At 64.9% G+C, this 10,411-nt stretch carries 9 protein-coding genes; 2 read left to right on the top strand and 7 right to left on the bottom strand.

The window, feature by feature from the left end:
* The first annotated feature begins 24 nt into the window (after positions 1–24).
* Positions 25–459: a PaaI family thioesterase gene (locus AAG799_RS02805; protein WP_341894274.1), complete on the top strand. Its 435-nt coding sequence runs from the start codon at positions 25–27 to the stop codon at positions 457–459.
* Between the two features lie 22 nt (positions 460–481).
* Here the strand turns inward: AAG799_RS02805 and AAG799_RS02800 are convergent, their stop codons facing one another.
* Complete coding sequence (locus AAG799_RS02800; protein WP_341894273.1) at positions 482–1,372, bottom strand: hypothetical protein; 891 nt, start codon at positions 1,370–1,372, stop codon at positions 482–484.
* Between the two features lie 199 nt (positions 1,373–1,571).
* On the opposite strand from AAG799_RS02800, the gene AAG799_RS02795 reads away from it, so the two are divergent.
* Positions 1,572–2,315, top strand: coding sequence for a transporter substrate-binding domain-containing protein (locus AAG799_RS02795; RefSeq protein WP_341894272.1), 744 nt, complete (start codon positions 1,572–1,574; stop codon positions 2,313–2,315).
* Positions 2,316–2,320: 5 nt separating this feature from the next.
* On the opposite strand, the gene AAG799_RS02790 is transcribed toward AAG799_RS02795, so the two are convergent.
* The 6 genes from AAG799_RS02790 to infB all read right to left on the bottom strand — a co-directional run bounded on the left by AAG799_RS02790 (position 2,321) and on the right by infB (position 10,301).
* Complete coding sequence (locus AAG799_RS02790; RefSeq protein ID WP_341894271.1) at positions 2,321–3,139, bottom strand: sulfotransferase; 819 nt, start codon at positions 3,137–3,139, stop codon at positions 2,321–2,323.
* Between the two features lie 147 nt (positions 3,140–3,286).
* Positions 3,287–5,431: a polyribonucleotide nucleotidyltransferase gene (gene pnp, locus AAG799_RS02785; protein WP_341894270.1), complete on the bottom strand. Its 2,145-nt coding sequence runs from the start codon at positions 5,429–5,431 to the stop codon at positions 3,287–3,289.
* 275 nt (positions 5,432–5,706) lie between these two features.
* On the bottom strand, positions 5,707–5,976 hold the full coding sequence (rpsO, locus tag AAG799_RS02780) for a 30S ribosomal protein S15 (protein WP_341894269.1): 270 nt from the start codon (positions 5,974–5,976) through the stop codon (positions 5,707–5,709).
* Between the two features lie 17 nt (positions 5,977–5,993).
* Positions 5,994–6,914, bottom strand: a complete 921-nt coding sequence (truB, locus tag AAG799_RS02775; RefSeq protein WP_341894268.1) for a tRNA pseudouridine(55) synthase TruB — start codon at positions 6,912–6,914, stop codon at positions 5,994–5,996.
* Positions 6,915–6,927: 13 nt separating this feature from the next.
* Complete coding sequence (rbfA, locus tag AAG799_RS02770) at positions 6,928–7,374, bottom strand: 30S ribosome-binding factor RbfA (RefSeq protein WP_341894267.1); 447 nt, start codon at positions 7,372–7,374, stop codon at positions 6,928–6,930.
* Positions 7,375–7,406: 32 nt separating this feature from the next.
* A complete protein-coding gene (gene infB / locus AAG799_RS02765; RefSeq protein WP_341894266.1) occupies positions 7,407–10,301 on the bottom strand; it encodes a translation initiation factor IF-2 in 2,895 nt (964 codons plus the stop codon).
* Positions 10,302–10,411: the final 110 nt, after the last annotated feature.

Here is a 10,411-nt window from a genome sequence, read left to right as displayed (position 1 = left end):
GCTGCATAGGCCATCAAGCCTTTTATGAAACAGCGCCGACAGCCGGCGCCGGTGCCGCCCGGCTTCGCCGTGCTGCCGCCGGTGTCGCCATTCTTCCGAAGCCTGGGCAAAGTCTATATCCGCGATGACGCCATGGGCGCGCCGCCGGTCTACGGCCTGCATGTGCGCCCCAAGCATGCCAATCGGCACGGCACCGGGCATGGCGGCTTTCTCGCCACACTGGCCGATACCTTCATGGCCGCCTTCATCTATCACCAGCGGTCCGATATCGGGAAAATGTGGACCACGCAGCTCAGCATGGACTACCGGCGGCCGGCGCCGATGGGCGCCTGGCTGACCTGCCATCTGATCGAACTGACACGCGAGGGCGATATCCTGACCGTGCAGTGCGAACTCAAGGTTGGCGCTCTGGTGACCAACCGGGCGACGGCAACCTTCAAGGTTTTCGACAAGGCCTGAGCGGCCGCGAACCGATTTTCTGCTAGCGTGCCGGCGGGTCCGATGGCGGCAGCGATGAGGGCGGCGCTGCAGCCGAGACAATCCGGCACAGCATGGCGCGACCACCGGCCTCTTCAAGCCGCAGTTCCTCGCCACGGCGCTGGGCGCCCCAGCCGGCCCCGAAATAATCGTAGCGCATGCCGACCGACTGCCGTTGCAGCGTGACCGGGTCGCGGCCCTGGGTTTCCACCACCAGGCGCTCCTGCGCCGCACCCAGCACGGCATAGAGGGTATCGCTGCAGCGGAACACGATTTCGCCACCGGCGCCGGCCAGCCGCCGCGCCTCGGCACTGGGGCCGGCCGGCTGCGGGATCGACGTCATCGAAAATCCGGTGCCGCGACTGTCCTGCCAGGCCGGCTTGGACACCGCCAGCCGCTCCAGCGCCGCCACGGCCTGCAGATTGGCGCCACGGATTTCCGCATCGGTCGGCTCGGTCTCGATGCCGTCGATGGTCTTGCGGCCGCCGGTATAGCGGCCGTTGGCGAAGGAGAGATTGAGTTCGACCCGGCGCAGCCCGTCCATGGACCCGGCCTGGCCGCCACGCCGGCGGCCGTGCTCGGCGTAATGCATCAGGTCGCCGTTATGAAAGCTGAAAACGACATTGGCGCTGCCCTTGTCGCCATAGTCGCGCCACTCGGCGATCCGCTCGGGTTTTCCGTCGCGCACGGCGGCTTCCCAGTCGGACCGCGTATCGCCAGCCGCATACTTGCCGCGCACGATGGTGGCGCCATCGGTGACATCCTCGGTATCGGCCGGTTCTGAGGCCTGGGACTGGGCCAGTTGATGCTGGGCATAGGCGTCCGACACCGGGCCGGGCGCTGCCATCAGAAGCGCCGCCAGCAGAAAACCGGGGATCGGACGAAGACTATGCATGCCTGTCTCCACGCAGACTGGGCTGCTGTAATAGAAATGCAGAAAAACGGCAAGAATCAGGCCGCGCCGCGCCGACATCACGGCGATGCCAGCCAAATTGCCGATTCGCCGGGACTCTCGATCTTATATATTGCCGGAAAATAACCGGTTTCTTACCGGACTTGCGGTAAACTGGAGGTTGATCGGAGGCCAATCGCCCTTGCTCAGGACCACAGGCATCCTTGTGCTCGGCATCGGACTGTTCGCCATTGGCGGCACGGCCTGGGCCCAGTCGGCCGCCATCCAGATCATTGCCGCCGCCCGCCCGCCCTATGTGGTGGAGCAGGACGGTCTCGGGGCCGGGCCGGCGGTGGAACTGGTGCAGCATCTGGCGCGCACCACCGGCATCGATCCAACTGTGCGTATCCTGCCCTTCCAACGGGCGGTGATGGCACTGGATCAGGGCAGCAGCCTGTATCCGGCCCTGCTGCGCACCCCGCCGCGCGAAAACCGGTATACCTGGATCGGCGAGGTCTATGCCGACCGGGCCGTATTCTTCACCCGCACCAGCAGCCCCGTGGTCAACAGCCTGGATGCCGCGAGCCGCCTGCCACGCATCAGTGTCATGCGCGGATCGGAACTGCAGGTGATGCTGCAGTCCTTCGGACTGGAGAATTTTGAAACCACCAACAGTGAAGCCGACAATGCCCGCCTGCTGCGCGCCGGCCGGATCGATGGCTGGTTCGCCCTGCGCGCCATCGGCCGCGCCACCTGGGCCGCGCTGGATTTTGGACCGGCCGAATTGCGCGCAGGCGAATCCTTTGCCGTGGTGCCGTTCTGGATTGCCGGCTCACCCGACCTGCCGCAGCCCCTGGTCGCCAGACTGCGCGCCGCCTATCAGGCCATGCGCGCCGATGGCCGCTACCGCCGCATCATCGCGCCGCTGGCCGAGCCGCCGTCGTAACGCGCCTAGACCAGCGGCATGCCGAGCGCCTGCATCTGCGGGGCACAGAGCTTTTCCACCAGCGCCACCTGCGCCTCGTCCAGCAGCTTCTTGTAGTTGCCGACCGAATCTGCATTCAGCGGCTTGCCGTATTGTTCGGTGTTCCAGGCATTGCCCTCGGCGCGGGACACGTCCGTCAGCTCCGACTGCCACACCCGATCCTTCCGGATGGCAATGCCCATGAAATCCTCGATCGACTTCATATTGCCGCTTTGCGCCAGTGCCTCATAAGGAACCAGCAGGGCGCGGCCGGCAAAGATGTCACCCATGTTGATCAGGGCGGTGTAGGACGCGTTGAATTCCTTGCAGACCTTCTCGATATCGCGATCGCCGACCACGGCAGTCGCATCGGTCTTGCGCATCACCACCACACGGGACGCCATCACATCGCGCGGATCCCGAATGGTGATGATGTATTTTGATGCCGGCACCAGCTGCGCCATCAGATGCATGCTGCGGCTCAGCACCGGATCCTTCAGCACCAGCTTCTTCGGCCTGCCGAGCTGCTCCCAGATATCGCGCAGCACGCTGCGGATCAATTGGCCGTGGTAATCGATGAAGCGCTGGCGGCTGGCGGCGAAATAGGCCTTGGTGTGATCGTCGAAAGTCTTCCAGCCGACCATGAACGGCTGCAGAAGTGCCGTGAAATAGCTGCATTCATTGATGTAGTCGTTCACCGCGTCGTCGGTGCAGATCAGCGCATGCAGAATAGATGTGCCGGTGCGCGGCGCACCGGTGACGAAATAAGGTTCGAAAGGCAGGTCGGTCAGTCCGGAAAACTGCAAAATGTATCTCCTGCGCCGGCGGCGACGCATATCCGTCCAGCTTGCCGTGCGGCGCTTAAGATTTTCTAAACCAAGACCGGACCCGGCATCATAACGAAAAAAGGCCGGGATCGCTCCCGGCCTTTCATGTTCGATCTGCCTGAAGGCTTAGTCGGCCTGAACGGCTTCGTCAGTCCTGGGCTTGTTCGACAGGTCTTCGCCAGTGGCCTGGTCGACCACCTTCATGGACAGGCGCACCTTGCCGCGCTCGTCGATGCCGAGCACCTTAACGCGCACTTCCTGGCCTTCCGAGACCACATCGCTCGGCTTGTTGATGCGCTTGGGCGCCATTTCCGAGACATGCACGAGGCCGTCGCGGCTGCCGAAGAAGTTCACGAAGGCGCCGAAATCGACCAGCTTGACGATCTTGCCCTTGTAGATCATGCCGACCTCGGGTTCCGAGACGATCGACTTGATCCACTGGATCGCGGCATCCGAAGCGGCCGGGTCCGACGAAGCGATCTTGATCGTGCCATCGTCCTCGATGTCGATCTTGGTGCCGGTCTTTTCCACGATCTCGCGGATCACCTTGCCGCCCGACCCGATCACTTCACGGATCTTGTCCTTCGGCACGGTAATCGTGGTGATGCGCGGCGCATTTTCCTTCACGCCGGTGCGGTTCTGCGACATCGCCTTGGACATCTCGCCCAGGATGTGGACGCGGCCAGCCTTGGCCTGGTCCAGCGCGACGCGCATGATCTCTTCGGTGATGCCGGCGATCTTGATGTCCATCTGCAGGGCGGTGACGCCCTCGTTGGTGCCAGCCACCTTGAAGTCCATGTCGCCGAGGTGATCTTCATCACCCAGGATGTCGGACAGCACGGCGAAGCGCGTGCCTTCCAGGATCAGGCCCATGGCAATGCCGGCAACCGGAGCGGTCAGCGGCACGCCGGCATCCATCAGCGCCAGCGAAGTGCCGCAGACAGTGGCCATCGAGGAAGAGCCGTTCGACTCGGTGATCTCCGAGACGACGCGGATCGTGTAGGGGAAGGCTTCCTTCGCCGGCAGCAGCGGGCGCACGGCGCGCCAGGCCAGCTTGCCATGGCCGATTTCGCGGCGGCCCGGCGAACCCATGCGGCCGGCTTCACCGACCGAGTAGGGAGGGAAGTTGTAGTGCAGCATGAAGGCTTCGCGGTATTCGCCGTCCAGCGCGTCGATGATCTGCTCGTCCGTGCCGGTGCCCAGCGTGGTGACCACCAGCGCCTGGGTTTCGCCACGGGTGAACAGCGCAGCACCGTGGGCGCGCGGCAGCACGCCGACTTCCGACACGATCGGACGCACGGTCTTGGTGTCGCGGCCGTCGATACGCAGGCCGGTGTCGAGGATGTTGAAGCGCACGACCTGGGCTTCGAGATGCTTGAAGGCATCCGAAACATCGACCGGGTTGGCTTCGCCATCGGCGAACAGCGCCTTGGCCTTGGCCTTCACTTCGCCGACCTTGGCGTAACGGGCCTGCTTGACCTTCTCTTCATAGGCGACGCGCAGTTCGGCTTCGATGCCCGAATCCTGCAGTTTCTTGAAGGCGGTCTCGTAACCGGTGCGGGCCTGCAGCGGCATCGCATCCTTGGCGGCGCGTTCAGCCAGGCCGATGATGGCTTCGATCACCGGCTGGAAACCCTTGTGACCGAACATCACGGCGCCGAGCATCACGTCTTCCGGCAGCTGCTGGGCTTCCGACTCAACCATCAGCACGGCGTCGGCGGTGCCGGCGACGACGAGGTCGAGCTTGTTGCCCGCTTCACCCAGCTGGGTCTTGGTCGGGTTCAGCACATATTCGCCGTTGATATAGGCGACGCGGGCGGCACCGATCGGGCCCATGAAGGGAATGCCCGAGATGGTGAGCGCGGCCGAGGCACCGACCAGAGCGACGATATCGGGATCGTTCTCCATGTCATGCGACAGCACGGTGGCAACCACCTGGGTCTCGTTGCGGAAACCGTCGGCGAACAGCGGGCGGATCGGACGATCGATCAGACGCGAGGTCAGCGTCTCCTTCTCGCTCGGGCGGCCTTCACGCTTGAAGAAGCCGCCGGGGATCTTGCCGGCGGCAAAGGTCTTTTCCTGGTAGTTCACGGTGAGCGGGAAAAAATCCACGCCCGGCTTCGGGGTCTTCGCGGCCACGGCCGTGCAAAGCACGATGGTGTCGCCATAGGTCACCATCACGGCGCCGTCGGCCTGGCGGGCAATCTTGCCGGTCTCGATGGTGAGCTTGCGACCGCCCCACATCAGTTCGGTCTTATGGATATTGAACATAGTCTTTCTTCCTTCCTCGGCGCCCTTCGGTCCTTCGGACTGTCCCTGACCTAGGCACCCGGCGGGACGGCGCCCATCGCCTCCCGCCCGGCCGGTACAACTGTGTTCAGTCGCACGCGGCAAACCGGCGCATCGAGTCCATCCCGATGGCGCCGGCCAATTCCCGGACTACGGTGAAACAACAACGCCCGCCCCGGCGGTCCGGGAGCGGGCGTGTGTCATCATGTCCGGAATACGGCTGCTGGCGATCGTGTTCGCGGCAGCGGCCATAATCGTTACTTGCGGAGACCCAGACGCTGGATCAGGGCGTCGTAGCGCGGCATGTCGATCTTCTTCAGATAGTCGAGCAGGCTGCGACGCTTGCTCACCATCATCAGCAGACCGCGACGCGAATGCACGTCCTTCTTGTGGGTCTTGAAATGGTCGGTGAGGTTGTTGATGCGCTCGGTGAGCACGGCCACCTGGACTTCCGGCGAACCGGTGTCGCCCTTCTTGGTGGCATATTCGGCAACCAGCGCGGTCTTGCGCTCGGCAGTAATGGTCATGGTCTAACTCCGCGACATCAAAGGTTGAACAAACGCACCGGCCTGACTTCGTCAGCGAGCCGCTCGGCGATGCCGACGGGCTTGCCGTCGGCGGTCACCAGCAATTCTCCTTCAGGCGGGAGCCCGGGGGCCGTGAGCGCGATCTTGATCGGCTGACCGTGTTTGAGGCGGTCGGCCTGCGGGCCGGTCAAAACCAGGGCCGGGATGTCGTCCAGCGCGGTTTCAATCGGCAGCAGATACGCGTGCGCGGCGTCCTTTTGGCACAGTTCCTCCAGTGAATCCAGCGAAAAGGCCGCGGTTTCCCCATAGCGCCCGACCCGGGTGCGGCGCAGGGCCGTGATATGGCCGTAAGTTCCTAGAAATAAAGCGAAATCCCGGCCCAGCGCACGCACATAGGCGCCCTTGCCGCAATCGACCTCGAAAACGGCGTGATCCGGGTCCGGACAGTCGACCAGGCGCAGGGCATCAATGCGGATCGGCCGGGCTTCCAGCACAGGCACCTCACCCCCCGCCCTGCTCTGGGCCCGGGCCAGGTCGTAGGCGCGCTGGCCGTCCACCTTGATGGCCGAGTAGGCCGGCGGGCGCTGCATGATCTCGCCGGTGAAGCTGGGCAGCATGGCCTCGATGGCGGCGCGGTCAGGGCGGATATCGGAGCGCTGCGTGACCGGGCCCTCGGCATCGTCGGTGCTGGTGGCCTCGCCCCAGCGCACGGTGAAGCGGTAGGTCTTGCCCGCGCCCATCACCCAGTTGACCGTCTTGGTGGCCTCGCCGAGTGCAATCGGCAGGATGCCGGTGGCGAGCGGATCGAGCGTGCCGCCATGGCCGGCCTTGGCCGCATCGGTGAGCCGGCGCACCTTGGCCAGGCATTGCGTCGAGGTGAGCCCGAGCGGCTTGTCGACGATCACCCAGCCATGGACCGGGCGGCCCTTTCTTTTCATGAAACGGGCTTTTTCATTCGTCCGTCTCGGACGGGTCTTTGCTGAGATCGGCCTGCACGACGGGCTGCAGCAGCAGCTTGGTCACCCGCGCCGCTTCGTCGAAGCTGTGATCCAGCTTGAAGGAGAATTGCGGCGCCACGCGCAGATCGATCTGCTTCACCGCTTCCATGCGGATATAGGACGTGGCGCGGTTGAGGCCGGCGATGATCTTCGGCGCATCCTTGCCGGCCAGCGGCATCACGAAAGCCGTCGCCGCTTTCAGATCGGGACTGACGCGCACTTCGGTGACGGTGACAACCAGATCAGCCAGGTCGGGGTCGCGGAAATGGCCGTTGCGCAGCACATCGGACAGGATATGGCGCAGCTCCTCGCCGACGCGCAGCTGACGCTGGCTGCGCCCGCCGGGCAGTTCGTCGCGGCCACTGCTTTTGCCGCCGCCGCTGCGCTTGCGCTGGGCCATCTGCTACTCCGAAAGGTAAGGCTGGCCCGCGATTACAGCTCGCGCGCCACGCTCTCGAGTTCGAAGCACTCGATCATGTCGCCCTTCTGGATGTCGTTGTAATTCTCGAACGACATGCCGCAATCCATGCCCTGCTTGACTTCGCGGGCATCGTCCTTGAAGCGCTTGAGGGTGGACAGCGCGCCTTCGTGGATCACCACGTTGTCGCGCAGCAGGCGCACCTTGGCGCCACGCTTGACGACGCCTTCGGTGACCATGCAACCGGCGACCTTGCCGATCTTGGTGATGTTGAACACCTCGCGGATCTCGGCATAGCCGAGGAAGTTCTCGCGGATCGACGGTGCCAGCATGCCCGAGAGCAGCGCCTTCAGGTCATCGATCAGGTTGTAGATGATCGAGTAGTAGCGGATATCGACGCCTTCACGCTCGGCCAGCTCGCGCGCCTGCTTGGAGGCGCGCACGTTGAAGCCGATGATGGCACCCTTGGAGGCGCCCGCCAGCGAAACGTCGGATTCGTTGATGCCGCCGATGGCGCCGTGCAGGAAGCGGACAACCACTTCGTCGGTGCCCAGCTTGTTGACGGCGGCCTGGATCGCTTCCAGCGAACCCTGCACGTCGGTCTTGATCACGATCGGCAGTTCCTTGGCTTCGCCGGCCTGGATCTTGGAGAACATCTGCTCGAGCGAACCGCGCGCCGAAATGGCGGAGCGGGCGGCGCGCTGCTTGCGTTCGCGGAACTCGGCGACCTCGCGGGCGCGCGCCTCGTTCTCGACGACGACGAACTCGTCGCCGGCTTCCGGATTGCCCTGCAGGCCGAGCACTTCGACCGGCACGGCCGGACCGGCCGAAACAACATTCTTGCCGTGATCGTCGATCAGGGCGCGCACGCGGCCCCAGGCCGAACCGGCGACAAAGACATCGCCGACATGCAGCGTGCCGCGGGCGACCAGCACGGTGGCGACCGAACCACGGCCGCGCTCAAGCTTGGCTTCCACCACCACGCCCTCGGCCTTGCGGTCGGGATTGGCCTTGAGATCGAGAATTTCAGCCTGCAGCAGGATGGCTTCTTCCAGCTGGTCGAGGCCCTTCTTGGTCTTGGCCGATACCTCGATGGACTGCACTTCGCCGCCCATCTGTTCAACCACGATCTCATGCTGCAGCAGCTCCTGCCGCACCTTCTGCGGATTGGCAGCCGGCTTGTCGCACTTGTTGATGGCGATGACGATCGGCACGCCGGCCGCCTTGGCATGATGGATGGCTTCCACGGTCTGCGGCATCACGCTGTCGTCGGCGGCAACCACCAGCACGACGATATCGGTGACCTTGGCGCCGCGGGCGCGCATCTGGGTGAAGGCTTCATGGCCAGGGGTATCGAGGAAGGTGATCGCCTTGCCCGACTTCATATGCACCTGGTAGGCGCCGATATGCTGGGTGATGCCGCCGGCTTCGCCGCTGACCACATCGGTCTGGCGCAGGGCATCGAGCAGCGAGGTCTTGCCGTGATCGACGTGACCCATGACGGTGACGACCGGCGAACGCGGCAGCATCACCGCATCCTCGTCCTTCTCGCCGCCCAGGCCCACTTCGATGTCGGACTCCGCCACGCGCTGCACGCGATGGCCGAATTCACCAACGATCAGTTCGGCGGTATCCGCGTCGATGGTCTGATTGATGGTCGCCATCACACCCATTTTCATCAGGGCCTTGACGACATCAACACCGCGCTCGGCCATACGATTGGCCAGTTCCTGCACGGTGATGGTTTCCGGCACGACCACGTCGCGCAGAACCTTCTGCTGCTCAGCAGAATCCTGGTGATGCGAGCGCTTCTCGCGTTCAATGCGGCGACGGAAGGAGGCCACCGAGCGCACGCGCTCGTTGTCGTCCAGTGCCTTGGTGACGCTCAGCTTGCCGGTGCGGCGTTCGCCGGTATCACGGCTGGGGCGCAGCGTCGTCGGCTTGGCCGGTGTAACCTTGGCGCCCGGACCGCCGCGGCGCTTGGCGCCACCTTCATCTTCGTCATCCATAACCGGACGCACGCCGGTCGGCGCCGCACCCGGCGCAGCCGCAGTACCGGTTGTGGTCGCCGCCTGCTCAGGATTGTTCAGGCGACGCGCCGCTTCGGCCTCGGCCTTCTTGCGGGTCTCGTCCTCGGCCTTCTTGCGGGCATCCTCGTCGGCCTGGCGGCGCAACGCGGCTTCGCGCTCGGCATGAATCTTGGACTGGTCGTCCATCCGGCGGCGCATGCCCTCTTCGGCAACGCGACGCATCTCGCCAACGCGGTTGCGGAGATCGGCATCGCGATTGCGGGCCTGCTTCTCCTCATCCGACATCGGCTTGAGCACCATGCCGCTGGTGCGCTGCTGCGCCCGCTGCTGGGCCGTGGTGGCACGCTCGGACGCGACGCGGTCGCGGCCACTGGTGGGCCGCACGTCGCCGGTCGGCTGCGCGGTCATGCGCGGGCCGCTGCGCGGCTCGACAATACGGTTGGTCGGCGGGGCAGCAGCCGGCTTGGGCTCGGCCGGAGCAGCCGCAGGTGCGGCGTCGACCGGTGCGGGGGCCGGTTTGGCGGCCGCCTCGGTGGCAGCGCGGGCGGCGGCCTCTTCGGCAACCTTGGCTGCCTGGACAGCGTCATGCTCGGCAATGATCTCGGCGCGCGAGGGCACATGCACGCTGGGTGCGGGTGTGCGGGCCGCGGCGGCCGGTGCCGGAGCAGCAGCAGGCGCGGCGGCAGCCGACGCTTCGGCAGCAGCCTTCGAACCCGGCGGCACAATGGTGCGCTTCTTGCGCACCTCGACCGTCACCGCCTTGGTGCGCCCATGGCTGAAGCTCTGGCGCACCTGGCCGGTCTCAACGGTCTTTTTCAGCTCAAGCCGCTTGGGCTTTGCTGCCGCCTTGTCCTTGTCCTGCTCGTTCACGTCGCTCATACAGTCCGCTTCCGCCTACCGCCTAAAAACTACATGCATGGTGCCGACGGCACCGATGCTTACTCCCGGTCTCACGCCCGGGCCTTAACCTATGGCGCGCCCAGCCTCAT

Source organism: Ferrovibrio terrae (assembly GCF_943371255.1).
GTDB lineage: Bacteria > Pseudomonadota > Alphaproteobacteria > Ferrovibrionales > Ferrovibrionaceae > Ferrovibrio > Ferrovibrio terrae_B.
This window is presented reverse-complemented; position numbering and strand designations above follow the sequence as displayed.

Coding starts and splice junctions, on each gene's coding strand:
- rpsO (WP_341894269.1), bottom strand. CDS start 5,976: ATGACCATTACTGCCGAGCGCAAGACCGCGCTGGTTGCCGAATATGCC.
- pnp (WP_341894270.1), bottom strand. CDS start 5,431: ATGTTCAATATCCATAAGACCGAACTGATGTGGGGCGGTCGCAAGCTC.
- infB (WP_341894266.1), bottom strand. CDS start 10,301: ATGAGCGACGTGAACGAGCAGGACAAGGACAAGGCGGCAGCAAAGCCC.
- AAG799_RS02800 (WP_341894273.1), bottom strand. CDS start 1,372: ATGCATAGTCTTCGTCCGATCCCCGGTTTTCTGCTGGCGGCGCTTCTG.
- truB (WP_341894268.1), bottom strand. CDS start 6,914: ATGAAAAGAAAGGGCCGCCCGGTCCATGGCTGGGTGATCGTCGACAAG.
- AAG799_RS02805 (WP_341894274.1), top strand. CDS start 25: ATGAAACAGCGCCGACAGCCGGCGCCGGTGCCGCCCGGCTTCGCCGTG.
- rbfA (WP_341894267.1), bottom strand. CDS start 7,374: ATGGCCCAGCGCAAGCGCAGCGGCGGCGGCAAAAGCAGTGGCCGCGAC.